Below are 25,016 nucleotides of genomic sequence, written 5' to 3'. Positions count from 1 at the left end.
TCGTTTTTCCCGCGACCGGACCGGTCTTGGTCGCCGTATCGGGCGGCGGTGATTCGCTTGCCCTGCTTGTTCTTCTCAACGATCATTTCAGCCGACATGCGCCCGATCAGGCGATTCTCGCCGTCTCCGTCGATCACCGCCTGCGCCCCGCCGCCGCGCGCGAAGCGCATCATGTCGGCGCCGTATGCGCGCAACTCGGCATCGCCCATCGCATTCTCGCCTGGCAGGACGCCAAGCCCAAGACGGGGCTGATGGCGGCGGCGCGCCAGGCACGCCACGACCTGCTTTTCCAGGCGGCGCGGGAAAGCGGAGCGTCGATGATCGTGACCGCGCACACACGCGACGACCAGGCGGAGACGGTCTTCATGCGACGCACGCGCGGCGCGGGCCGTGGCCTTGCCGGCATCGCGCCGGCGACCCTGTTGCGCGGCCTCGTATGGGTGGTGCGCCCGCTGCTCGACATCTCGGGCGCGGCGTTGCGCGATGTGCTGCGCGAGCGTGGGCTTGCCTGGATAGACGATCCCAGCAATCGCGACCGCGCCTATGAACGGGTGCGGGCGCGCTCCCGTCTTGCCGCCGATCCCGACCTGACGGACGCGCTCGTGGCGATGGGCCGCACGGCGCGGCGAGACCGCGTCGCGCTCGGCCTGCGCGCCGCGGCGCTCATACGCGATCATGCGCGGATGGCGGCGCCGGGTCTCGTTCGCCTCGACCGCGATGTGGCCAGGGCCGACGATGCGCCCGCCGTCGCTCTTGCTCTGTCCGTCCTGATCGCGGCCGTGGGTGGGCGGGCCCGACTTGTCGCGGACGGTCGGGCCGAAGAACTGCTTGCCCGGTTCGCTCGGGGGTCGTGCCGGGCGACCCTTTCGGGCACGGTGATCGATGCCCGCAAGACAGGCATCTTCCTTTATCGCGAATTGCGGGCAGGCTGGACCGGCGCCGTGCCGGCCCGCGTCGGCGCGCTCTGGGACCGGCGTTGCCGGGTCGTTGCCATTCCCGCCGGCGCTGTCGCGGTGGAGGCGCGCGGCCGCGGGCGCGCGCATACGACGGAGGGTTCCGACGTTCTTCCGGCAGCCCTGCAGCGTTCGGCCTTGGCGGGGGAGCCGGTCTTCGTCGACGCGCAAGGTCGCGAGATCGAAGACGGCGCGGACGGTTTCGTCCGCGTCGTTGCGCCCTTTGCCTGCTATCTGCCGATGTTCGATTTCGAACTCGCTGCCGCGCTTGGCGCCGTGTTCGGCTGCCCGCCTTTGCCGGCGCCGCCATTGCGCGGTCACAATGCCGCATAAACTCCTTAACCGAGCCGGAGCCAATCGCTTGGCAACGGCGCGGCCCAACCCTATGTTAGGTCCAACACTGAGCCAGGCACACGCGTCGCCGCATCTGACGCGTACGGGACGCAACGTATGAATCCAAATTATCGCAATCTCGCGCTGTGGGCGATCATCGCTGTCTTGCTGATCGCGCTGTTCAATCTGTTTCAGACACCGCAGCAGCGCGGAAGCTCGCGTGAGATCGCCTATTCCGAGTTTATCCAGGAGGTATCGTCCGGCCGCGTGAAGTCGGTAACGATCTCGGGCGAACGCATCACCGGCACCTATAATGATGGCGGCGGCAGTTTTCAGACCTATTCTCCGGGCGATCCGTCGCTGGTGACGCGCCTGGAAGAGCGTGGCGTGACCATCAATGCGCGTCCCGAATCCGATGGCTCGAATACTTTGTTCGGCTATCTGATCTCGTGGCTGCCGATGATCCTGATCCTCGGCGTTTGGATCTTCTTCATGCGCCAGATGCAGTCCGGATCCGGACGCGCCATGGGATTCGGCAAGTCGAAGGCCAAGCTTCTGACGGAGGCGCACGGTCGCGTGACCTTCGCCGACGTGGCGGGCGTCGACGAGGCCAAGGAAGATCTCGAGGAGATCGTGGAATTCCTGCGCGATCCGCAGAAATTCCAGCGTCTTGGCGGCAAGATTCCGCGCGGCGTGCTGCTCGTCGGCCCTCCCGGAACCGGCAAGACGCTGCTGGCCCGTTCGGTCGCCGGCGAGGCCAACGTGCCCTTCTTCACCATTTCGGGCTCCGACTTCGTGGAAATGTTCGTCGGCGTCGGCGCAAGCCGCGTCCGCGACATGTTCGAGCAGGCCAAGAAGAACGCACCCTGTATCATCTTCATCGACGAGATCGACGCGGTCGGCCGCCATCGCGGCGCCGGTCTTGGCGGCGGCAATGACGAGCGCGAGCAGACGCTGAACCAGTTGCTGGTCGAGATGGACGGCTTCGAGACCAATGAGGGCATCATCCTGATCGCGGCGACCAACCGTCCGGACGTTCTCGATCCGGCGTTGCTGCGTCCGGGCCGTTTCGACCGTCAGGTGGTGGTGCCCAACCCGGATGTTGCCGGGCGCGAGAAAATTCTGAAGGTGCATGTGCGCAACGTGCCGCTGGCGCCGAATGTCGACCTGAAAGTGCTGGCACGCGGCACGCCCGGCTTTTCGGGCGCCGATCTCGCCAACCTGGTCAACGAGGCCGCCTTGCTGGCCGCGCGTCGCAACAAGCGGCTTGTCACCATGGCCGAGTTCGAGGACGCCAAGGACAAGGTGATGATGGGCGCGGAGCGGCGCTCGCACGCCATGACCCAGGAAGAAAAGGAACTCACCGCCTTCCATGAGGCGGGCCATGCGATCGTGGCGCTCAGCGTGCCGGCGTCGGACCCGTTGCACAAGGCGACGATCATTCCGCGCGGCCGTGCCCTGGGTATGGTCATGCAGTTGCCCGAGGGCGATCGCTATTCGATGAGCTACAAATACATGATCTCCCGGCTGGCGATCATGATGGGCGGCCGCGTGGCCGAGGAAATCAAGTTCGGCAAGGAAAACATCACCTCGGGCGCCGCGTCCGACATCGACCAGGCGACCAAACTGGCGCGGGCGATGGTTACGCGCTGGGGCTTTTCCGACAAGCTCGGCCAGGTCGCCTATGGCGAGAACCAGGAGGAGGTCTTCCTCGGCCACTCGGTGGCGCGCCAGCAGAACATGTCGCAGGAAACCCAGCAGCTCATCGACGCCGAGGTGCGGCGCCTGATCGACGAGGCTTACGATTCCGCGCGCAGCATCCTGACCAAGAAGAAAAAGGCCTGGATCGCGATCGCCGAGGGGCTTTTGGAATACGAAACGCTGTCAGGCGACGAGATCAAGCAGTTGATCGCCGGCCAGAAACCGTCGCGCGACCAGGGCGACGATACGCCGCCGTCGCGCGGGTCGGCGGTGCCGAAGGCGGGCCATCGCAGCGAGGGCAAGAAATCGGGCGGCGACGAACCCGAAGGGGGCATGGAACCGCAGCCGCAGGGCTGACGCCTGCCCTGCAGGGGAGGCGACAGGTTTTCCCGGTCGTCGACTATCACCGAACCAGCAGCGGCCGTACCGAAGTCTCGGTGCGGCCGTATTGCGAGGCTGTTTTGTCGGCCGGCACGCGATAGCCATTCCATTCAGCCATGAAAGCGGCTAGAAGCGCGCCCGTCCGGCGGGTGCGCGCGCCCTAAGTTCAAGAGAGGATTTAACATGGCCAATGTGGTGGTCGTCGGCTCGCAGTGGGGCGACGAGGGCAAGGGCAAGATCGTCGACTGGCTCTCGGAGCGCGCCGATCTGGTCGTGCGTTTCCAGGGTGGGCACAATGCCGGCCACACGCTCGTCGTCGACAGCAAGGTCTACAAGCTGTCGCTGTTGCCTTCAGGGGTCGTACGGCCGGGCAAGCTGTCGGTCATCGGCAACGGCGTCGTGTTCGATCCGCACGCTTTTGTCGCCGAAATCGAACGTTTGCGCGAGCAGGGTGTCGATATCGGGCCGTCGCGCCTGAAAATTGCCGAAAACACGTCGCTAATCTTGTCTTTGCACAGGGAACTCGACGGTTATCGCGAAGATGCCGCCTCGGATTCCGGTACGAAAATCGGAACGACCCGCAGGGGCATCGGCCCGGCCTACGAGGACAAGGTCGGTCGTCGCGCCATCCGGGTCATGGATCTCGCCGACCCGGCGACGCTCGCACACAAGGTCGATCGATTGCTGACCCACCACAACGCGCTCAGACGCGGCCTGGGGCATCCGCAAGCCGAGCCCGGCGTCATCCTGGCCGAGCTTCAGGAGGTTGCAGACAAGGTGCTGCCCTATATGGACCGGGTCTGGAAGATTCTCGACGATGCCCGCCGCGCCGGCGAGCGCATCCTTTTCGAGGGCGCGCAGGGCAGCCTGCTCGACATCGACCACGGCACCTATCCGTTCGTGACCTCCTCCAACACCGTGGCCGGTCAGGCCGCTACCGGAGCCGGTACCGGTCCCGGATCGATCGGGTATGTGCTGGGCATCACGAAGGCGTACACGACGCGGGTCGGCGAAGGACCGTTCCCCAGCGAGCAGGACAATCAGATCGGCGAGTTCCTCGGCCAGCAGGGGCGCGAGTTCGGAACGGTGACCGGGCGCAAGCGGCGCTGCGGCTGGTTCGACGCCGTGCTGGTGCGGCAGTCGGTGGCTGTCAACGGCATGGACGGGATCGCGCTGACCAAGCTCGACGTGCTCGACGGCCTCGACGAAATCAAGGTCTGCACGGGGTATCGCCTCGACGGCCGCGAGATCGACTACCTGCCCGCCAGTCAGGGCGCGCAGGCGCGGGTCGAGCCGATCTACGAGACGCTCGAAGGATGGAAAGACAGCACCAAGGGCGCCAGGAGCTGGAACGATCTTCCGGCACAGGCGGTCAAATATGTGCGTCATGTGGAAGAACTGATCGGCGCGCCGGTCGCGCTGCTTTCGACCAGCCCCGAGCGGGACGACACGATACTTGTGACGGACCCGTTTCAGGACTAGTTTGGCGCACCGGCGCGGGCCGGAAACATGCCGGTTCGCCGCATGAAAAGGGAAGGACAGGTCGGCGACGAATGGCAGATTTCGTAGCGGTTCTGAAAAAAACGATCGGGAATCTCGGCGAAACCACGCCTGAGATTCGCGCGAAGGTCTATCAGAAGGCCCGTACGACGATTGGCGCCAAGCTGGACGCCATGAATCCGCCGCCGCCTGAGGCCGTCGCCGAGCGGCAGCGCCAACAACTCGAAAACGCCATTCGCGAGATCGAGCGGGAATATCAGGCCAAGGCGCCGGCTGATACGTCCGATCCGCTCGCGGAACTGGATGCGCTTTTTGCCGACCTTTCGAAACCGAAGCCGGACAAGGCCAAACCCGAACCGGCAGTCGCCGCCGCGCCGGCGGTGAGCGCGGCGCCGGCCGCGCCGTCAGCCGGCCGTCAGCCGGCGGGCGTCAAGACGGGGGCCGCGGCTGTGCCCGCATCCGCGCCGGTCGCGCCGCCTGCGCGCCCCCCGGTTCAGGGACCGGAAGTCGATGTGGATGATCCGGTGGAGAAGGACGAGGCGCCGCCGCCGGGCGATGCGGTATTCCTGCCGCAAGACGTGCCGCCGCCGCCGCCGGACAATCGCGCCAAGCGGCCCGTCGGCCGCTGGGTCGCTGCAGCCGCGGTGGTGGTCCTTGTCGGAGGCGCCGGCTATGCGATGTGGCTGAACAGAGACGGGTTCACCGGCCTGTTCGGGGCTGGGCAAACCGAAATCGCGGCCCAGGACGCGGCCGAGGACATGGCGGCCGGCGAGCCTGCCGCCGCAACGCAGGAGCCTGAGCCGCAGCCCGAAGCGGAAGAGGAGACGGCCGCGGCGCCGGATCCAGACGCTCCGGCCGAGACGGCAGCCGAGGCGCCGCAGAAATTCACCCAGCGTCTCAACACGGATGGCAGCGAAACCGACGAAGGCCCGGCCGGCGGCGAGGCCACGGTCGGTGAGGGAACGTCGATGGCGGCGGCAACGCCGCCTGACGGCGCGCCACAGCCGGGTGCGGGTGAGGCCGCCGCGGAAGCCGATGACAGCGCTGGCGGCACGTCCACGACCGCTGAGGCCGGCGTTCCGGTGGCGCAAAAGGCGATTTTTTACGAGGAACGCACGGCGGTTGCGGAAGGCACGGCCGATTCGGGCACCGTTGTGTGGTCGCTGGCACAGGAATCACCCGGCAACGACCTGCCGCCAGAGCCGGCGATCCGTGCCGAGGCGAGCATTCCCGACAAGGATCTGAAGTTGCGCCTGACGATCCGCCGCAACGCCGACCAGACCCTTCCGGCGAGCCATATCGTGGAACTGATTTTCCTGACGCCGGAAAATTTCGCCAGCGGCCCGATCGACAATGTGCTCAGGATGACAATGAAGGACACCGAGCAGGCGGCGGGCAATCCGCTGCGCGGGATTCCGGCCAAGATCGCCGACGGGTTCTTCCTTGTCGCACTCAACGATGCCGAAACCGACCTTGCGCAGAACATGCGCATGCTGCGGGACCAGAACTGGATCGACCTGCCGATCGTCTACAAGTCCGGCCGGCGGGCGCTAGTGACGATGGAAAAGGGGCTGCCTGGAGAAAAGATCTTCGAGGAAGCGCTGAAAGCGTGGGAATCCGCCTCGAGCGGGTAGCTCTTTTTCTGCGCATGGAGGCACCGCCCGAGGCGGGTTTCCACGTTGTCGAGCGCGGGTATGTACCGGCTTGTCGCGCAAACGGGAGTTCGCTTTGCGCCGAATCGGGCGACCGGGTACCGGCGCCCGTCGGTCCCAAATCAGGATGATCGGTTCAAAAAGCCGAAGCGGGCTCAAGCGGCCTCGCAACGCCGTTCGCGTCGGCTCGCCGATTTTAAATCTGCGCGCCCGCGCGTGGGGAAGGCGCCCCCGGGCTGCGGCGAGCCGCCGGTCGATTTCAGGCCTCGGCGCCGGCGTCGATGGTGCGAATAGCCTGATCCCTGCGTTTCGCCGCCGCCTTGACGGCTTCCTGGACCTTCTCGAAGGCCCGGACCTCGATCTGACGCACGCGCTCGCGCGAGATGTCGAACTCGCCCGACAGTTCTTCGAGCGTGAGCGGATCCTCCGACAGCCGGCGGGCTTCGAAGATGCGCCTTTCGCGCTCGTTGAGGACGTCGAGCGCCTCGCCGAGCATGCCGCGCCGGTTCTCCAGTTCGTCCTGCTCGACAAGGATTTCTTCCTGGGACCGGCTGTTGTCCACCAACCAGTCCTGCCATTCGCCCGACTCGCCTTCCGTGGCGCGAATCGGCGCGTTGAGCGACGCGTCGCCGGAAAGCCGGCGGTTCATCGAGATGACTTCTTCCTCGCTGACGTTGAGCCGCGTGGCGATCTCGCTGACCTGTTCGGGGTTGAGATCGCCGTCGTCGAGCGCCTGGATCTTGCTCTTGACCTTGCGCAGGTTGAAGAACAGCCGCTTCTGGTTGGCCGTGGTGCCCATCTTGACCAGGCTCCAGGAACGCAGAATATACTCCTGGATCGCCGCCTTGATCCACCACATCGCATAGGTGGCGAGGCGGAAACCACGCTCCGGTTCGAATTTCTTCACGGCCTGCATGAGGCCGACATTGCCTTCCGAAATGACTTCGCCGATCGGCAGGCCATAGCCGCGATAGCCCATGCCGATCTTGGCGACGAGCCGCAGATGGCTGGTCACGAGCCTATGAGCAGCCTCCGTGTCGCCGTGCTCGTGATAGCGCTTGGCGAGCATGTATTCTTCTTCGGGCTGAAGCATGGGAAATCGGCGGATTTCCTCAAGATAGCGGCTGAGACCGCCTTCTCCCGATACGATACTGGGTAATGTCTGGGCCATAAAGCACCCTCCCTGCGATGGAATTCGCCCCCGGAAACCGGCGGGCCGGTGATGCGCGGCCGCTAAGAAGACGCACCGCGACCATATAAGAAATATAGGTAGGATTCGGGCGATTTCACGAATTTCCGTCGCCGGAAATTGCGATCGCTCGAAAGTGAACTCAAATTATCAACTTTTTACGGCGTGCGCAAGCAGGCGGCCAGGCGTGCGAGGTCGTCCGGCAGGGGGGTCTCGAAGCGCATGGTTTCGCCGCTGACGGGATGGCGAAAGCCAAGCAGACGGGCGTGCAGGGCCTGGCGCGGGAAGGCGAGCGCCAGATCGCGCGCCGGTCCGGACAGGCGGTTGGCCTTGGTCCGCAGGGCGCGGCCATAGTCCGGATCGCCGATCAGCGGATGACCGATATGCGCCAGATGAACCCGGATCTGGTGGGTGCGGCCGGTTTCCAGGCGGCAATCGAACAGGGCGGCCGCGTCGGCCTTGCCGTCGGCCGCGCGAAAACGCTCGACGACCTTGTAGTGGGTGACGGCCCGGCGCGCATCAGGCCGCTCGGGCGCGACGACCGCGCGGTGGGTGCGGTCCTTCGACGAACGGCCGAGCGCGGCCTCGATCGTGCCCGTATCGCGCTCGGGCGCGCCCCAGGCGAAGGCCGAATAGGCGCGCTCGAGCATGCCGTCGCGGCCGTGATCGGCAAAGTCGGCGGCCAGGCCGCGATGGGCGGCGTCGGATTTGGCCACCACCATCACGCCGCTGGTTTCCTTGTCGAGTCGGTGCACGATGCCGGGACGTCGGACCCCGCCGATCCCCGACAGGGATGCACCGCAATGATAAAGCAGCGCGTTGACCAGCGTTCCGGTCCAATTGCCGGCGGCGGGATGCACGACCATGCCGGCCGGCTTGTCGAGCACGATCAGATGATCGTCCTCGAACAGGATGTCGAGCGCGATCGCTTCGGCTATCGGCTCGGCCGGTTCCGGCTCGGGCAGGGTCAGCGCGACGCGGTCGCCGGCGGCAAGCTTGTGCTTCGGCTCCCGCACCGCCCGATCGCCGACCGTCACCGCGCCGGCCTTGATCAGTCCCTGGATGCGGCTGCGCGACAGAGCGCCGTCCAGCTGGCCGACGAGCCACTGGTCGAGCCGGCCGCCGCCATCGTCGTCTCCGACGGTCAGGCGGCGCTCGTCGCCGGCGCATATGTCCGCGTGACTTTGCCTCATCTCGACGCCTCTTTCCATCGTGTGGTGCCTCGGCTATCAGGAGCGCTCGTCAATCCTGCCCGTCCGCTCCGGAAACACCGTCCATGGAACAACCGCAATTTGCCACCGATGAGGCCGAGGACAAGCCGCTCGATCCGGCTGCCGAAAAAGTGCGCCGCAAGCTGGTCCGGTTCGTCGCCATCAATCTTGGCATCCTGTTCGTGGCCGTTATGGCCGTGCTCGGAGCGGTTGTCTACAAGGTGAGCTATTCCGGCAAGGTGCCCGAAACCGCCGGCGACAGCCCGGTACCGGCGCCCGCCGATGCGCCGTTCATCGAAGCGGAAATCGTCTTGCCTGCCGGTGCGCAGATCCTGTCGCAGTCGTTGTCGGGCGATCGGGTCGCGCTGCATGTCGCCTTGCCGGACGGGCAGGCGGCGATTTTCATCTACGATTTGGGTGCGCGCCGGCTTCTCGGCCGTTACGACATTCGCGTTCAGTAAGCGCCTAGCGCCGGATCGCGACCGTCACGTCGTCGCGTGCGACGATGACGAGGCGATCGGTTGGTGCCGTGACAAGCTCGGTTCCGAGCTGATTGAAGATCGCGGCGATGCCCGGTGGTCATGCCGTCGGAGAACGACGCCGCGTGGATCCATGTGGCAAATTATGGTCTCTGATCGTGTCCCGGCAGGGCTGACCCTGCACCTGGCAAAAGCGCTGAGACCCGTGTGCGGTCTTGAATTGTCGATTGGGCGCAGCGCGATGTTGCATTTGTGCGTGCGAAGGCCTATATCGGCGCGGTTCCCGGGCTCCCATCGTCTAGTGGTCTAGGACGCCGCCCTCTCACGGCGGAAACAGGGGTTCGAGTCCCCTTGGGAGTACCATTTTTCCACTTCACGTTTCGGTTGCCTGTGCCGCGCGCTCTCGTGCGGGCAACAGCAGCACTCATTCGCTTGGCAGCACCAGGGCGAACAACGCCGTCTCGGCGCGCAGCCGTGCAGCCAGCGCGTCCTGGTCGGCGGCCTCGGCAAAGCGCAGCTTGAACATGCCGCTGGGAAGCGGGCCGTCGACGATGCGACCGCCGGCCCCGTCGAGGAAGGTGGCGAGCGCGGCCATGTCGAGACCGGGTGCGAACTGGACGAGCACGGCCAGCCCCGCGGCCTGCGCGATGTCGTCCTCTTCGCTGGCGACGGTGAAGCCGTTTCCGTCTCCGTCCGGGCCAATCAGCGAGACGAGGAGCCCGGCCTGAACCACGATCAACAGGGCGGCGGCCATGGCGGCCACGGCCAGCCGCGGCGGCGACAAAATCTCCAAGAGCCAGACGCCGAACCGGGCCAGAGTGCCTTCCCGGGTCGACCGGACAGGCGCTGCCTGGCGCGTTTCGACCGGGTGCGGCGTGGCGTTGAGCGCGGCCTCGAAGCGCGCCGCCATCGAGGCGGGAACCGCCTCTTTTGCGATCAGTTCGAGCGCGGCGTCGCGGTCCTGTCGCACCAGCGCGAGGCTGTCGGCCAGATCCGGGTCCGCTTCGAGGGCGATCTCGACGCGCCGCCGCTCGTCTTCCTCGAGCGTGCCGGCCGCGTACCACGGCAGCAGCAGCTCCAGTTCCTCGCGCTCGTCCTTGGTCAGGGTTCTTGTCATGGCCAGCCTCTATCGAGCCCCGCTTGCGCCATCAGCGCCGAAAGGTTTTTGCGGGCGTAAAACATGCGCGTCTTGACGGTCGCCTCGGGGATCCCGACGATGTCGCTGATCTCCCGGATGGATTTCTCCTGGTAATAGATCAGGTCGATCACCTCGCGGTGTTCGGCCGAAAGCTGCTCGATACAGGCGCGCAACCGCTTGCCCTTGTCCGTTTTCTGCGCGGCGACTTCCGGTGAGTCGCCCGGTTCCTCCCAGTTTTCCAGCGCGGCGTCGGAATCGACCGTCTTCTTGCGGCGTCTCAGCGCCGAGAGCGCCTTGTAGCGGGCGATCGCCAGCAGCCAGGTCGAAACCTGGGCGCGGCCCTCGAACGTGCTGCCGCCCTTCCACAAATCGATGAAGACGTCGTTGACCAGGTCCTCGGCCGTGGGGCCGTCGCGGGTCAGGCGCAGCAGATAATGGTAGAGCCGCTTGGCATGGCGCGCATAAAGCGCCTGCATGGCCGCACGGTCGCCCGCGCCGATCCGGCCCAACAAGACCGTATCCGTTTCCTGCGCACCCTGCATCGGCGTGGCTGGCCCTCCCGACGGTCGACGGCTGTCGCAACCGCAAAAGCGTATCGGTGCAGCCTAGCCGATGTTGGGGGCGAGGTGAAACAGATCGCGCGTTCATGAGCCGCCTCCGATGTGGCGCGACGTCAGGACCGCCGGGATCGGCGGGCCTGATGCCGGTTTTCTCCGTGTTCAGCGCGAAATATGGATACCGAAACCGCCGATGCCGAAGGTGATGACGGTACGGGTGCCATCGCCGTTGCCGATCGCGGTGATGCTGGTGCCGGTGCGTCGGTCGTAGGAGCTCGCCCACGGCACGCTGCGGCGCTTGCCCTTGCGAACGATGGGTTTGCGGTGCGGAACGCGCTTCACGACCTTGCCGTGTTTGTTGCGGTGGGTCTCCACGCGCGAACCGTCGCGGCGGCCGCGCGAGGTGACGGTCGAGCCGTCCGGATTGTGCATGCGGGCAAATGGCAGCCCGGCGCCGTCGCGGGCATAGGCGGTCACGGGCGCGACGGCGGTGGCGATGAGACCGGAAACGATCGCGGTGGTGAGCAGTTTGGTCAGCATGGTGTCCTCCAGGGTTTGCTTCTTGCCAGGCCCGAAAGCCATGTCCGTTGGTCGCCATGACGCGGCAATAGGTTCACAATCCACGGAGAAAAACCGCACCACTTGCTCAAGCGATTGAATTTTTTCAAGAAAAACTTTGGCGCCTATGCGGCCGGTGCGACCGCCCGGCTGCGCTTCGCTTCAGGAGCCGAACCGGCTTATGGCGCTGCTTGCATCGGGCAGGCCCGCGCCGTAGACCGGGTCAACGCCAGGGTCGCCGAGATCGTGCGCGGACGTGGTCAGCGCGTCGAGAAGTTCGGTGGCCGTCAGGTGCTTGGCGCGGCCGAGCAGCAGCGCGGCCAGGCCGCTAATATGGGCCGCGGCCAGCGAGGTGCCGGACGAGACGACGTAGCGTCCGCCCGGTGCGATGCCGAGGATCTCCACACCGGGCGCGGCGAGCGCGACATAGTCGCCGCGATTGGCCCTGGCGAAGACCGCATCGTCGCGGTCGGTCGCCGTGACCGCGATCACGCCGGCATAGGCGGCCGGGAAGAGCGGCGGCGCGTCGGGACCGGCATTGCCGGCTGCCGCGACGGCGATCATGCCACGTCGACCCATGCCGGCGACGCTGCGCGCGATCAGCGGATCTTGCGGGCCGGCAAAGCTCATATTGACCAGGCGCGCACCCCATCGATGCGCGTGGTCGATGGCCGCGGCGACCCGCCACGAGCTGCTGTTGACCGCGCCGGTATCGGCGTCAAAATCGAAGGCGGCAATGCCGAGCATCTTCACGTCCGGCGCGATGCCGCGCAACGTGCCGTGCGATGCGATCAGCGCGGCGATGGTGCTGCCATGCTGGTGGGGCTCCGGCTTACTGCCGGTCACGTCGGCGGTCTCCACCGAGGCCGCCTCCAGTTCGGGATGGGTGACGTCGATGGCCGAATCGATCACCGCCACCGGTACGTCCTTGCCGGTCGTGACGGCCTGGGCGGCGTCGATCGCCATTTTGGCGAGCGCATATTGCGGGCCGCCAGACGCGGCGGCGGCGGCCTGGGCCAGCTCGTAGAGATAGTTGGGCTGGGCGTAGACGACCGTGGCATCGGCTTCCAGCGCGGCGATCACCGTTGTGACCGGCGAGCCGTCGATAATGGCGTAGCGATGGACGGTGATGCCGGCGAGCGCGAAGGTTCGACCCTCGATATGGCGCAGATTGAGGCGCCGCACCAGAGCGTCCATCGCCGGTTGCGCGGCGGCAAGCCGGTAACGCACGATCACTTCGTCGGCGACGAAGCGGGTTTCGCCGGCGGGCGGATTACCGCTTGGCGCGGTTTCACGCGGTGCACGCGCCCGGGTCTTGCGCCGTGTGGACTTGCGCGTGGCGCTGCGCGGCGTCGTTGCCTTCTTGCGCGTGGTTTTTGCCGGTTGGGCGGCTGCCGGGGCTTTTCTGGTTTCGACTTTTTTCGGCTTCGGTTTCGGCGTCGTCTGCTGCCGGGGGTTGACGAGCAGCGCCCCGTCGCGGGCAAAGGCCGGCGGGCTCTGTCCGATCAGGAAGAAAAACCCGACGAGTGCGGCGAGCGCAAGCGCGTGGCGGATAAGGGCGGGCGATGAGTTCTGAAGCATGCGCCGAGCGTCCTGCTTCCTCGTTCGAGGCAAGCCTACCCCATCTTGGCCGCCGATAGAAGCGCCGCGGGCACGGATTTACATCGCAACGCGAACTGCGTAGGCCAAAGTCTGCCCTCCAGGGGACATGGCTCATGCAGCGCAACGCTTATTTTCTGCTTTTGGCGACAACCCTTTTCTGGGGCGCCAATGCCGTCGCCGGCAAGCTGGCGGTGGGGCACGTGTCGCCGATGATGTTGACGGCGCTGCGCTGGGCGGTCGCCTTTGTGGTGCTTTTCTGCATCGGTCACCGGCGATTGCGGGTCGACTGGGCGCTGGCGCGGCGGCATCTTGCCTTGTTATTCCTGCTCGGCTTCTTCGGCTTCACCTTGTTCAACGTCGCGCTTTACACCGCCCTTGCCCATACGAGCGCGATCAATGTCAGCATCGAACAGGGCGGCATTCCGATGTTCATTTTTCTGCTCAACTTCCTGGTCTTCCGCGTGCGCGTCGCACCGGGACAGATGGTCGGTTTCGTGGTGTCGGTGGCGGGTATCGTACTGGTGGCGAGCCACGGCGCGCCGGCGCGGCTGCTGGCGCTGGAACTCAATCTCGGCGATGCGCTGATGCTGGGCGCGGTGCTTGTTTATGCCGGCTACACGGTCGCGCTGCGGTTCAGGCCGGCGATCCACTGGCAGAGCTTCTTGATGGTGCTGTCGGCCGCCGCCTTTGTGGGAACGCTGCCGTTCGTGGCCGTCGAATACGCTTTCGGAGCGCTGACCTGGCCGGACGGGCGGGGTTGGGCGCTGGTCGCCTTCATCGCGCTGTTCCCGTCGCTGCTTGCCCAGGTCTTTTACGTGCGCGGCGTCGAGCTGATCGGCTCGAACCGCGCCGGACTGTTCGTCAATCTGGTGCCGATTTTTGGGACGGTGCTGTCGATCCTCGTGCTCGGCGAAGACCTGCGCCCCTATCACGCCCTAGCGCTGGCGATGACGCTCGGCGGCATCTTCATCGCCGAGCGTTCTGGGCGGCGTCTGGCCGGTTACCCGGCCGGACGTTGAGGCATGGCCCGGGTCAGCTGCCGTTAATGTCGAAATGTAGCGGCTTGGCCGAATCGATCTTGGGATTGGCGCGCAGCTCGGCCAGAACGGCGTCGGGAATCGGCGCGTCCAGATAAAGCAGCGCGATCGCGTCGCCGCCGGCCCGGTTGCGGCCGAGCTGGAAGTTGGCGATGTTGACCTCGCCCTTGCCCAGCACCGACCCGAGCAGGCCGATAATGCCGGGCGTATCCTGGTTGGTCGTGTAGAGCATGTGCTCGCCGACTTCGGCCTCAAGATTGATGCCCTTGATCTGGATGAAACGCGGCTTGCCGTCGGAAAAGCAGGTGCCGGCGATCGTGCGGGTTTTGGTCGGCGTCTTGACGGTGAGCTTGATGTAACCGTCGAAAACGCCGGACTTGTCGCGCTTGATCTCCGACAGGATGACGCCGCGCTCTTTGGCCATGATCGGAGCCGAGACCATGTTGACGTCGGAAACCTGCGGCCGGATCAGGCCGGCCAAGGCCGCGCTGACCAGGGCGCGGGTGTTCATGGACGCGGTCTGGCCGTCGAACAGGATCTCGACCTCCTTGATCGCATCCTCGGTGACCTGGCCGACAAAGGTACCGAGCACTTCGGCGAGCTTGATGAACGGCTTCAGCCGCGGCGCTTCCTCCGCGGTTATGGAGGGCATGTTGATGGCGTTGGTGACGGCGCCCTTGACCAGATAGTCAGACATCTGTTCGGCGACCTGCAGGGCGACGTTTTCCTGCGCCTCGGTGGTGGCGGCGCCCAGATGCGGAGTGCAGACCACGTTGTCGAGCCCGAACAGCGCGTTCTCGGTGGCCGGCTCGACCTCGAAGACGTCGATGCCGGCGCCGGCGACCTTGCCGGATTTCAAGGCGGCGACCAGGTCGGCCTCGACGATCAGCCCGCCGCGGGCGCAGTTGATGATGCGCACGCCGTCCTTCATCCTGGCGATCGACTGGGCGTTGATGATGTTGCGGGTCTTGTCGGTCAGCGGCGTGTGAAGGGTGATGAAGTCGGAGCGGGCCAGCAGTTCGTCGAGCTCCACCTTCTCGATACCGAGTTCGACGGCGCGCTTTTCCGACAGGAAGGGGTCGAAGGCGATCACGTGCATTTTCAGGCCGACGCCGCGTGTCGCCACGATCGAGCCGATATTGCCGCAACCGACGACGCCGAGCGTCTTGCCGGTGATCTCCACGCCCATGAAGCGGTTCTTTTCCCACTTGCCGGCCTGGGTGGAGGCGTTGGCCTCGGGGATCTGGCGGGCGACGGCGAGCATCAGCGAGACGGCGTGCTCGGCCGTGGTGATGGAATTGCCGAAGGGCGTGTTCATGACGATGATGCCGCGGCGCGAGGCGGCGGGAATGTCGACATTGTCGACGCCGATGCCGGCGCGGCCGACAACTTTGAGGTTCGTGGCCGCCTCGATCAGCTTGGCCGTAACCTTGGTCGCCGAGCGGATGGCGAGGCCGTCATAATCGCCGATGATCTCGAGGAGCCTGTCCTTGTCCTTGCCGATATCGGGCATGTAGTCGACCTCGACGCCACGATCCTTGAAAATCTGGACGGCGGTCGGGGACAGCTTGTCGGAAACGAGCACTTTGGGCATGGGATTTCCTTCCGGTTGGCCGGCTCTTCCTGGCGAAGAGGGATCGCGTAGCGACCCTGCGGCGCGGGATTTTGGATCGATGCGGTGAGTGGCGCCCGCGCCGGCCGGGCCGGCGCGGCGCTCGCGCGGTCAGGCGGCAGCCTTGAGCGCGGCTTTCTGGGTGGCGAAGGCCCAGTCGAGCCAGGGCATCAGCGCCTCGAGATCGGCGGTCTCGACGGTTGCGCCCGTCCAGATTCTCAGACCAGGCGGCGCGTCGCGATAGGCGCCGATGTCGTAGGCGACGCCCTCTGCGTCGAGCAGCGCGACCATGGCCTTGGCAAAGGCGGCCTGCCGGTCTGGGTCGAGCGCGGTCACCTCGGGATCGACGATCGACAGGCACACCGACGTGTTGGAACGCGTCTCCGGTACGAGGGCTAGATGCGCGGCCCAGGCCGAATTTTCGACGAAGGCGTCGATGACGGCAAAATTGGCGTCGGCGCGGGCGACCAGGCCGTCGAGCCCGCCGACCGATTTCGCCCAGCCGAGTGCGTCGAGATAGTCGGCCACGCACAGCATGGAGGGCGTGTTGATGGTCTCGCCCTTGAAAATGCCGTCGATCAGTTTGCCGCCCTTGGTCAGGCGGAAGATTTTCGGCATCGGCCAGGCCGGCGTGTAACTCTCCAGGCGTTCAACGGCGCGCGGCGACAGGATCAGCACGCCGTGGGCCGCCTCGCCGCCGAGCGCTTTTTGCCAGGAGAAGGTGACGACATCGAGCTTTTCGAAATCGAGATGCTGGGCGAAAGCGGCCGAGGTTGCGTCGCAGATGGTCAGGCCGTTGCGGTCGGCGGGAATGAAGTCGCCGTTCGGCACGCGCACGCCCGACGTGGTGCCGTTCCAGGTGAAGACCACGTCGCGATTGAAATCGATCTGCGAAAGCTTGGGCAATTCGCCGTAATCGGCCTCAATGCGGCGCACATCGTCGAGCCTGAGCTGCTTGACCACGTCGGTGATCCAGCCGGAGCCGAAGGATTCCCAGGCGACCATGTCGACGCCGCGCGCGCCGAGCAGCGACCACAACGCCATCTCGACCGCGCCGGTATCGGAGGCCGGTACGATGCCGATCACATGGCTGGCCGGCACCTGCAGCACGTCGCGCGTCTGCGCGATCGCCTGTTGCAGCGCCGCCTTGCCGGGTTTCGATCTGTGGGAGCGTCCCAGAGTGGAAACATCGAGGGCGGCTGGCGACCAGCCGGGACGTTTCGCGCAGGGACCGGAGGAAAAATTGGGATTCGCCGGACGGAGTCCGGGCGTGGGGTAAGTCGTCATCGTGTTCCTATCCTTCCAGATAGCTCGCCCCTCGGTGGGGAGGGGTAGCCCACGGACGGCGATAGAGCCACGAGACGGCGACGTCAACATAAAAGCGCGGCGCGCATGCCGGGTTTTTTGCGCGCCACGCGTCGCCAAAACGAAAGACGGCGGGGTGATCCCGCCGTTCTCGAGGACTGAATTTCGCGTCCGGGAGGGACTACCAGAGCTCGTAGCGCACACCCACCCGGATCTCATGGGTTTCGAGTCCGTCATCGGTGCCTTGCACGCCGACCGCGCCGGCGGTCGCGGTTGCCGCGTCGAAGCCGAACATCGGGCCGCCCTCGATCTTGGAATAGCGATAGCCGACATCCAGTTTCAGCACGTCGGAAATGTCATAGGCCATGCCGGCCATCAGCGCGTAGGTGAAGCGCCAGCTCTTCTCTCCGGGGTGAGTGGTGCTCGACAGATAGGCCTGTGGCGGCGGACAGGCCGCGGCGCCGTCGACACAATAGGTGTCGTTGTTGAGGTCGGCCCAGCGCAGATAGGTATAACCGACGCCGGCGCCCGCATAGGGCGTGAAGCCGGCATAGGTACCCAGATCGACGTAGCCGTTGGCCATCAAGGACATGCCGTTATAGCGCGCGCTGTCCTCAGACCGGCAGGTCGTTCCAACATAGGCGGGATTGGCGACGGGATCGAGGCACGGCACGGCGGCCACCGTGGTGCCTTCAAACTTGCCCTGGAAACCCTCGATCACGCCTTCGGCGCGGAACCATTCGTTGAACCGGTAGCCGACGCCGCCACCATAGGAAAAGCTGGTGTCGACCGAACCCGTGGCGAATGTCGACTGGCCGTACGTGCCGGTGATCGCGTTGAACGTGCGGTAATCGAAAGACCCCGGTGAGCTGGTGGACACGGCATAGCCGATGTCGCCGCGCAGATACCAGCCCGACCCGACCTCCACGGGCACGTATTCGGGCGCCTCCTCGACGAAGATCGGTGGATCGTAGTCGGCGGCGTGGACCGCTGGCGCAAGCGCGACCACCGTGGTCGCTGCGCCGGCAAGCAGGATGGCTTTAAGCAGTTTCATGGACCTCACTCCGGTTGCGCGGGGTCGACACCGTCCAGATGCGGCCGCCGGTTCGTGAGGCATTGTTAACTATAGTGGTTAAATGCCGGTTAAGCATAAGACGCAACACGCATCCGCTTGCCGCTTTCTCTTGCAAGCAATCTGTCGGGCACAAAAAACCGCCCGGCGCGGGCCGGGCGGTCTGGATGGTCGGTCTTTTGAACCGGTCTATTTGTAGACCGGCGGGTCGATCGGGATCGGTTCGTAGGCTGGCGGCGGCGGCGCGCAGCGGCTCGATCCGCCGAACTGATAGCGCAGGCCGCCACGAACCTCGTGGACGTCGATGCCCTCGTCGAAGCCGGGGCCGGCAACGGGCGCGTATTCGAACATCCGTCCGCCGTTCACACGCGTGAAGCGATAGCCGGCGTCGAGCAGGATGTTGTCGGTGAGGCAGTAGGAGGCACCGGCCATGAGCGCCCAGGCGAAACGCCATTCGTCGGTGCCCTCGTGCACCGTGGTGACGCCGCCGACCGTGTTGTTCAAATCGTCCCACTTGATGCGCGCGCCGCCGATACCGGCGCCGACATAAGGCGTGACGCCGTTCCAGGTGCCGAATTCGGCATAGGCGTTGGCCAGAAGCACCAGGGCGGAGTAGGAGGTTTCGTCCACCGACTGGCAGGGCAGGCCGCCGCAGAAACCAGACGTCTGGCCGGTGAACTTGGATTTTGCCCAATAGTCGATGGTCAGGTCGGTGCGGAAATATTTGTTGGCCTGGTAGCCGACGCCGGCGCCGAAGGACCACGCGCCGCGCAGATCGCCGAAATCGAAGCCGCCATAACCGGGCGGGCTGTAGGTGACGTAGTCGGCGTCCTTGAAGTTCGACCAGTGATAGTCGATGTCGCCGCGAATGTACCAGCCGCCGGAATCGACCTCTTCATAGACGACGGGGGGCGGGGGAGCCTCCACCACCGGCGGATCGTAGAAATCGGCGGCGGATACGGCGGTGGCGCTGCCGAGAAGAAGCGCGCCGAAGAGCGTTAGCCTGGCAGGCTTTGTCATGAGGATCACCCTTAGCGTTTCCCGACAGCGTGAGGCCGGGTTCGATTGAACTCGACCGGAATAATGAATCGGAAAAGTTAAGGCCGGCTTAACCGTGCTTCTTTACCATGAAAGCATGGCATTTTAAGCATCAGTCATGCTTGGCGATGTATCGAGGAAGATGAGCGGCCTGTTTGCGGCTGCCACGACGCTAAGGGCGCGGCGACGGCACGGGCCGAAACGGTCGACCCGCAGCGCGCGGGCGAATGCGCGACGGCGGCCGTGTTTTCAGGCTGCGGTCTTGGTCTCGCCGATCACACCGACGATGTCGTCGACGACGGTCTCGACCAGCGAGGGGTCATCGCCCTCCGCCATCACGCGGATCAGCGGTTCGGTTCCCGACGGCCGGATGACGAGGCGGCCGGTCGCGCCGAGCCTGTCCTCGGCGTCGCGGATCACCGCGCGGACCTGATCGGTTTCAAGCGGCTTGCCGCCGTTGAAACGGACATTCTTGAGGATCTGCGGCACGGGTTCGAACTTGCGGCACACTTCGCTGGCCGGCCGGTCCGAGCGCTTGATGCAGGACAGGACCTGAAGCGCGGAAACCAGCCCGTCGCCGGTGGTGGAAAAATCGGACAGGACGATGTGGCCCGACTGCTCGCCGCCGATATTGAAGCCGTGCGCGCGCATGTGTTCGACGACGTAGCGGTCGCCGACCTTGGTGCGGTGCAGCGTGAGCCCCTGGTCGGCGAGATGGCGCTCGAGGCCGAGATTGGACATCACGGTCGCCACCAGCCCGCCGCCGGCCAGCCGGCCGGCCTGGTGCCAGGAGTCGGCGACCACCGCCATGATCTGGTCGCCGTCGACGACGGCGCCGGTTTCGTCGACGATCAGGACCCGGTCGGCGTCGCCGTCGAGCGCGATGCCGATATCGGCCTTGAGTTCGCGGACCTTGTCGCAGAGGCTTTCGGGATGGGTCGACCCGCAGCCGGCATTGATGTTGACGCCGTTGGGCTCGTCGTGAATGGCGTAGACTTCGGCGCCGAGTTCCCAAAGGGCGGCCGGCGCGACCTTGTAGGCGGCGCCATTGGCGCTGTCGATGACGACACGCATGCCGGCCAGCGAGACCGAACGCGGCAGGGTGCGCTTGGCGAATTCAATGTAACGATCGTGGACGCCGTCGATGCGCTTGGCCCGGCCGAGTCCGTCGGAGTGGGCCAGTTCGGCGGCCAGATCGCGATCCAGCATGCCCTCGATACGCATTTCGATCTCGTCGGAGAGCTTGTAGCCGTCCGGTCCGAAAAGCTTGATGCCGTTGTCCTGAAAGGCGTTGTGCGAAGCCGATATCATCACGCCGAGGTCGGCGCGCAGCGACCGCGTCAGCATGGCCACGGCCGGTGTCGGCACGGGCCCGAGCAGGAACACATCCATGCCGGCGGCGCAAAAGCCGGCCACGAGGGCGTTTTCGATCATGTAGCCGGACAGGCGGGTATCCTTGCCGATCACCACGCGGTGGCGATGGTCGCCACGCTGGAACGACAGGCCGGCCGCCATGCCGACTTTCATGGCGACATCGGCGGTCATTGGAAAGCTATTGGCTCTACCGCGGATACCGTCGGTACCGAAATAACGTCTCGACATGTCGTCGAAGTCCCCACATCGAATGAATTCGTACCCCGGCCTCCGTTTGCCATAGGCATAGGGGGCAAGGGAATCACATTATATGAGAAGATGTAACCGAATATTGGCGGTCAAATCTATCGATAGGCTTTTGTCGGCAAACAGTTAACGCAGATTTGCGATCCAGTCGCGCAGAAGTTCGACCGCTGCCTGGTCATGACGGGTGCGCCCCAGTTCGGGCATCATGATGCCGGGCTCGGTGCTTTCGGCGCGGTAGAGCAGGATCGACCCGTCGGGATCGCCGGGGCTGATGTCGAAGGCGCGGCCGCCCGAGCCACGGCCCGCGGCGACCGGCCGCTTGCCGATTCCCAGCGCGACCGGGTCGGTCTCGCCATAGGTCAGAAACAGCCCCGAGTTGCTCGCCGGACCTTCTCGGCGATGGCAATGCGCGCAGTTGACGTCGAGCCAGGCGCGGGCGCGGGCGTCGAGCGGGGCGCCTTGATCGCGCCAGTCCGGCACGACGGGCGCGGCCGACGGCGCCGGCGCGCCGGCGAGGATTGCCTTGTCGTGCCAATAGGCAAGCTGGTTGCGCGGGCCGTCGACATAGGGGAAGACACCGTTCAGATTGCGCGCCTTGGGACCGAGCGGGGTAATCGCGCCGTCAAGGGCGTGACAGGCCTTGCACTGGTTCTTGTTGGGTACGGAATAGGTGAAGCGCAGCGGTTCGTCGGGCGTCTCGCCGATACCGGCGAGCGCGATTTCGACCTTGGCGCCGGCGATGTTCAACGCCGCGTCGGTCTGCTCGTCGTTCCACAGATAGGCCCAGGCCCGCCAGCCGTCGTGCCCGCGGATAAGCAGCCGGGTTTCGATCAGGCGAACCGCCTTTTCCGGCTGGCGCATATCGGCGGGAAAGGCGAAGGTCTTGACCAGCACGGAGCCGACCGGAAACTCGAACGCTTCCGTATCGTGATAGCGGGCCGTCTTGCCTTCGGGGACATAGACGAAGCGCGTCTTGAGCGCATGGTCGGAAAATAGCGGGGTGGTGATCGCGAAGGGGATCACGCCCGCCGCCGGTTTCTGGGTGGCCGGATCGGCGAAGAGCCCGGTCTGCGACAGGAGTTTCGGCGGCCTCTTGGCCGCAAGGGCCGCGTCGTCGACGGCTGCCGCCGGACCGGCGATCATCGCGGTAAGCACGACAAAGGCCGCGCCCGCCGCGCGGCGGGCGGCGACAAGGCGCCGGCCGGGAGACAGAAGACGCAGCCAATACCGCATCGCCCGGCCGCTCAGCCTGCCTGATCCTGCGGCAGTTCTACCGGTTTCGGCTCTGGCAGGGCGCCCTTGTAGTCGGAAATATCGGTATCGGGCGCGGTCGACCACGGCAGAAGAAGCTGCGAGATCATCTTCAAATTGGCAAAGGTCGTGCCCTCGGCCTCGTCGACATAGATGCGGTTTTCGGCTGCGACCCAGGAGAAATATTCCGGGATGGTGGTAACGCCGTCCCACACGATGTCGGGAACCGGCGTGCCGGAGACGTCGGAAATCGTCTTGCCGACTTCGCCGTCAGGCGCGCCGCCACCCTCGCCGTACTCGTTGTCGTGCACATAGACGCCGCGCGGCACGAACATATAGGCGTCGTCGTCATAATCCTCCGGATAGGCGGCGATCAGCACATGGGCGGTCGCATTGCCGGATAGTCGGTTTTCAAACACATGCACGTTGCGGTTGGCCATCACCATGATGCCCATGCCTTTCGGCACGATCGCGACGATGTTGCCTTCCGGCGCGAAATTCGGCGTGTCGTTGTCGACGACGTCATTGTCGAAGACGCGGATGTCGTGACCGCCCTGGACCGGCAGGTTGGGCAGGTCGAAGATCAGGATGCCGCCGGTATTGTGGGTGGCAACGTTCTTGTAGACATCGGCGCGAAAGGAATTCTCGATCTCGATGCCGGCGACGTTGTATTCGGCGCGGCTGTTGCGCACGACGATATCTTCGCTCTGGCCGACATAGATGCCGGCGTCGGAGGCGCCGCGCACCAGCACGCCGTCGACGAGCACGTTTTTCGACGAAACCGGATAGACGCCGTAGGCGCCGTTTTCGGCCTTCGGCCCGCCCGTCCACTCGACACGCAGATTGCGGAAGGTGATCTGGTCGGAGCCCTTGGATTTCACGCCGTCGCCCTTGGTATCCTCGACGGCGAAGTCCTCCAGGACAACACGGTCGGAGGTCACCAGCAGGCCTTCGCCGGACCCGGTCTGACCCGTGAAGGAAAGAATGGTGCGGTCGGGGCCTTCGCCCCTGACGATCACGTCGTCGACGTCCAGCGACAGGCCGTCCGTAAGCGCGTAGCGTCCGGCCGCGATCGTGACCGTGTCGCCCGGTTCAGCCAGGATCAGCGCCTCGATCAGTTTTTCGTTGGCGTCCGCGCCCGGTTCGACGCGGATCTCGGCGGCAAGGGCGCCGGCCGGCAAAACCAGGATCAGCGCGGCGCCAATGACGGTTCTCCAGGCGGAATTTCGCATGCTCGTCCTCCCCAAACGCGCTTGACGATGCGTCCGAAAGCGTGTGGTGTCAATAAAAATGAAACTGTTTCAGTTTCGTAAAGTCGGGTCATGGGGATGCAGCACGCCAGATTGTCCGCGTCGGCGAAAAGGAATTCGACGCCGCGCCAGCCGCGCGCGCGGAAGACCCGCGCGGCCCTGATCGAGGCGACGGAAAAGCTGGTGGCAAGCGAGGGCGAGGCGGCGGTGACCACTTCTCGGGTGGCCGCGGCATGCGGTGTCTCGGTCGGCTCTGTCTACCGCTATTTCGCCGATCGCGACGCGCTGCTTCTGGCGGCCTATGACGATACCGTGGCGCGGATCGTCGCGGGCTGCGCGGCGGAACTCGACCGGCTGGACCCGACATTGCCGCTCGACAAGGCGGCGCGCGCGATGCTGGACCGCTATCTGGCGGCGGCCGACGCGGTGCCGGCCCATGTCGGCCTGCTGCGCGTCATGCGTCGCTTGCGGCCGGTCGAACACGACCAGGGCCAGGCCGAAGACCGTATCGTCGGCGACCTTCTGGGCCCCTTTCTTTCCCGTTTCGCGCCCGCGATGCCAACACCCGACCCGCACGCGCTGGCGTTTCTCAACGCGCTGCTGGGTACGCTTGTCGATCTCTACCTGGTCGAGGACCGCGCCGATATCCGCCTGCGCCTGCGCGACGACATCGAAGCCCACATGGTACTGGCGCTCGGCCGCATCCTGGCCGGTGCGCCCGACGAAGACGGGAACTGAGCGGCCAACGCGTCACGGCAGCCGGGCTTGCCGCGGTTGTCATTTCATGGCCAAATCCCGCTATCGTAAGCCCGAAGCGATTGGACGTTGAGATGGATTTCGCCTCGCTGTTGATCTTCGCCGGCGCGCTGTTGGTCGCGGCCGGGTCGCCCGGACCGAGCATCGCCGCGCTGGTGGCGCGGGTTCTCGCGAAGGGATTTCGCGACGTCTTGCCGTTTGTGCTCGCCATGTGGATCGGCGAGGCGATCTGGCTGTCGCTGGCGGTTTTCGGCCTGGCGATGCTCGCCCAGAGCTTTCATCTCGTCTTCGTGGTCATCAAATATGCCGGCGTTGCCTATTTGTGTTGGCTGGCCTGGAAATTGTGGACCGCACCGGCCACGGTCCGCGCAGGCGAAATGCCGCGCGAGGAGGCACCCTGGCGCCTGTTTTTCGCCGGCATGGCGGTCACGCTCGGCAATCTGAAGATCATGATGTTTTACCTGGCGCTGCTGCCCACCATCGTCGACCTGGGCTCGGTCGGCCTTGTCGGCTGGGTCGAACTGACGGCGACGATGGCGCTTGTCCTGATCGCCATCGATTGCGCCTGGGTGCTTGCGGCCGCTCAGGCGCGCCGGCTCCTGAGAAGCGGGCGGGCGATGCGGATCGCGAACCGGCTGAGCGCCACGACGATGGCCAGCGCGGCGGCGGCGATCGCCGCGCGTTAGAGCCGGTCTGCTTTTCGCGGAATCGCAGACCGGCTCTAATCTATTGTTTTCACGCGTTTTTCGAACGGCGAACCGGCTCCCGCTTCGCCTGGAAACGCCCTAGGCGGGGCCGGTGTTTTGTCCGGTTACCGTCCC

Annotated in this window: 21 protein-coding genes and 1 tRNA gene; 9 read left to right on the top strand and 13 right to left on the bottom strand. The window is 65.5% G+C overall.

Features of this window, described 5'->3' with window-relative positions; translation table 11 throughout:
* Positions 1 to 26 precede the first annotated feature (26 nt).
* From tilS to ACT2B0_RS17845, 4 genes are all read left to right on the top strand, one after another.
* Positions 27 to 1,286 carry a tRNA lysidine(34) synthetase TilS gene (gene tilS / locus ACT2B0_RS17860; RefSeq protein WP_473459683.1) on the top strand — a complete coding sequence of 420 codons (1,260 nt, stop codon included), beginning with the start codon at positions 27 to 29 and terminating at the stop codon, positions 1,284 to 1,286.
* Between the two features lie 117 nt (positions 1,287 to 1,403).
* A complete protein-coding gene (ftsH, locus tag ACT2B0_RS17855; protein WP_473459682.1) occupies positions 1,404 to 3,344 on the top strand; it encodes an ATP-dependent zinc metalloprotease FtsH in 1,941 nt (646 codons plus the stop codon).
* 207 nt (positions 3,345 to 3,551) lie between these two features.
* Positions 3,552 to 4,850 (top strand): adenylosuccinate synthase, encoded by a 1,299-nt coding sequence (locus tag ACT2B0_RS17850; protein ID WP_473459681.1) that lies wholly within the window; start codon positions 3,552 to 3,554, stop codon positions 4,848 to 4,850.
* A gap of 71 nt (positions 4,851 to 4,921) precedes the next feature.
* Complete coding sequence (locus ACT2B0_RS17845; RefSeq protein WP_473459680.1) at positions 4,922 to 6,502, top strand: hypothetical protein; 1,581 nt, start codon at positions 4,922 to 4,924, stop codon at positions 6,500 to 6,502.
* A 277-nt stretch (positions 6,503 to 6,779) separates the two neighbouring features.
* On the opposite strand, the gene rpoH is transcribed toward ACT2B0_RS17845, so the two are convergent.
* Together rpoH and ACT2B0_RS17835 are read right to left on the bottom strand one after the other, a co-directional pair.
* Complete coding sequence (rpoH, locus tag ACT2B0_RS17840) at positions 6,780 to 7,691, bottom strand: RNA polymerase sigma factor RpoH (protein ID WP_473459679.1); 912 nt, start codon at positions 7,689 to 7,691, stop codon at positions 6,780 to 6,782.
* 176 nt (positions 7,692 to 7,867) lie between these two features.
* Positions 7,868 to 8,902 (bottom strand): RluA family pseudouridine synthase, encoded by a 1,035-nt coding sequence (locus ACT2B0_RS17835; RefSeq protein ID WP_473459678.1) that lies wholly within the window; start codon positions 8,900 to 8,902, stop codon positions 7,868 to 7,870.
* An 83-nt stretch (positions 8,903 to 8,985) separates the two neighbouring features.
* Here ACT2B0_RS17835 and ACT2B0_RS17830 point away from each other — a divergent pair, with 83 nt between their 5' ends.
* Together ACT2B0_RS17830 and ACT2B0_RS17825 are read left to right on the top strand one after the other, a co-directional pair.
* Positions 8,986 to 9,381, top strand: coding sequence for a fimbrial protein (locus tag ACT2B0_RS17830; RefSeq protein WP_473459677.1), 396 nt, complete (start codon positions 8,986 to 8,988; stop codon positions 9,379 to 9,381).
* Positions 9,382 to 9,686: 305 nt separating this feature from the next.
* Positions 9,687 to 9,762 (top strand) — tRNA-Glu (locus ACT2B0_RS17825).
* Between the two features lie 61 nt (positions 9,763 to 9,823).
* Here ACT2B0_RS17825 and ACT2B0_RS17820 read toward each other — a convergent pair.
* The 4 genes from ACT2B0_RS17820 to ACT2B0_RS17805 all read right to left on the bottom strand — a co-directional run bounded on the left by ACT2B0_RS17820 (position 9,824) and on the right by ACT2B0_RS17805 (position 13,233).
* Positions 9,824 to 10,516, bottom strand: a complete 693-nt coding sequence (locus tag ACT2B0_RS17820) for a hypothetical protein (protein WP_473459676.1) — start codon at positions 10,514 to 10,516, stop codon at positions 9,824 to 9,826.
* Positions 10,513 to 11,079, bottom strand: coding sequence for a sigma-70 family RNA polymerase sigma factor (locus tag ACT2B0_RS17815; RefSeq protein ID WP_473459675.1), 567 nt, complete (start codon positions 11,077 to 11,079; stop codon positions 10,513 to 10,515). Before ACT2B0_RS17815 ends, ACT2B0_RS17820 begins: the two co-directional genes overlap by 4 nt.
* Positions 11,080 to 11,256: 177 nt before the next feature.
* Positions 11,257 to 11,733 (bottom strand): hypothetical protein, encoded by a 477-nt coding sequence (locus ACT2B0_RS17810; RefSeq protein ID WP_473459674.1) that lies wholly within the window; start codon positions 11,731 to 11,733, stop codon positions 11,257 to 11,259.
* A gap of 81 nt (positions 11,734 to 11,814) precedes the next feature.
* The gene (locus tag ACT2B0_RS17805; protein WP_473459673.1) at positions 11,815 to 13,233 is read right to left on the bottom strand and encodes a S8 family serine peptidase; all 1,419 of its coding nucleotides are present in this window, start codon (positions 13,231 to 13,233) and stop codon (positions 11,815 to 11,817) included.
* 134 nt (positions 13,234 to 13,367) lie between these two features.
* Between ACT2B0_RS17805 and ACT2B0_RS17800 the strand changes: the two genes are divergently transcribed.
* On the top strand, positions 13,368 to 14,273 hold the full coding sequence (locus ACT2B0_RS17800) for a DMT family transporter (RefSeq protein ID WP_473459672.1): 906 nt from the start codon (positions 13,368 to 13,370) through the stop codon (positions 14,271 to 14,273).
* A gap of 13 nt (positions 14,274 to 14,286) precedes the next feature.
* Here the strand turns inward: ACT2B0_RS17800 and serA are convergent, their stop codons facing one another.
* The 7 genes from serA to ACT2B0_RS17765 form a co-directional block, all read right to left on the bottom strand.
* Positions 14,287 to 15,885, bottom strand: coding sequence for a phosphoglycerate dehydrogenase (gene serA, locus ACT2B0_RS17795; protein ID WP_473459671.1), 1,599 nt, complete (start codon positions 15,883 to 15,885; stop codon positions 14,287 to 14,289).
* A 129-nt stretch (positions 15,886 to 16,014) separates the two neighbouring features.
* Positions 16,015 to 17,190, bottom strand: a complete 1,176-nt coding sequence (locus ACT2B0_RS17790) for a phosphoserine transaminase (protein WP_473459670.1) — start codon at positions 17,188 to 17,190, stop codon at positions 16,015 to 16,017.
* Positions 17,191 to 17,389: 199 nt separating this feature from the next.
* Entirely contained in the window at positions 17,390 to 18,262 is an 873-nt protein-coding gene (locus ACT2B0_RS17785; RefSeq protein ID WP_473459669.1) for an outer membrane protein, read from the bottom strand.
* 207 nt (positions 18,263 to 18,469) lie between these two features.
* Positions 18,470 to 19,300 (bottom strand): outer membrane protein, encoded by an 831-nt coding sequence (locus ACT2B0_RS17780; RefSeq protein WP_473459668.1) that lies wholly within the window; start codon positions 19,298 to 19,300, stop codon positions 18,470 to 18,472.
* A 267-nt stretch (positions 19,301 to 19,567) separates the two neighbouring features.
* Complete coding sequence (gene glmM / locus ACT2B0_RS17775) at positions 19,568 to 20,920, bottom strand: phosphoglucosamine mutase (protein WP_473459667.1); 1,353 nt, start codon at positions 20,918 to 20,920, stop codon at positions 19,568 to 19,570.
* Positions 20,921 to 21,064: 144 nt separating this feature from the next.
* Entirely contained in the window at positions 21,065 to 22,171 is a 1,107-nt protein-coding gene (locus ACT2B0_RS17770; protein WP_473459666.1) for an SO2930 family diheme c-type cytochrome, read from the bottom strand.
* Between the two features lie 11 nt (positions 22,172 to 22,182).
* The gene (locus ACT2B0_RS17765; protein ID WP_473459665.1) at positions 22,183 to 23,421 is read right to left on the bottom strand and encodes a parallel beta-helix domain-containing protein; all 1,239 of its coding nucleotides are present in this window, start codon (positions 23,419 to 23,421) and stop codon (positions 22,183 to 22,185) included.
* Positions 23,422 to 23,517: 96 nt separating this feature from the next.
* Between ACT2B0_RS17765 and ACT2B0_RS17760 the strand changes: the two genes are divergently transcribed.
* Entirely contained in the window at positions 23,518 to 24,177 is a 660-nt protein-coding gene (locus ACT2B0_RS17760; RefSeq protein ID WP_473459664.1) for a TetR/AcrR family transcriptional regulator, read from the top strand.
* 92 nt (positions 24,178 to 24,269) lie between these two features.
* On the top strand, positions 24,270 to 24,881 hold the full coding sequence (locus tag ACT2B0_RS17755) for a LysE family translocator (RefSeq protein WP_473459663.1): 612 nt from the start codon (positions 24,270 to 24,272) through the stop codon (positions 24,879 to 24,881).
* Positions 24,882 to 25,016 lie beyond the last annotated feature (135 nt).

It is taken from the genome of Nitratireductor sp. J20-h4, assembly GCF_056780505.1.
Note: the sequence above shows the minus strand (reverse complement) of the source record. Positions and strands in the feature narration are given on the sequence as shown.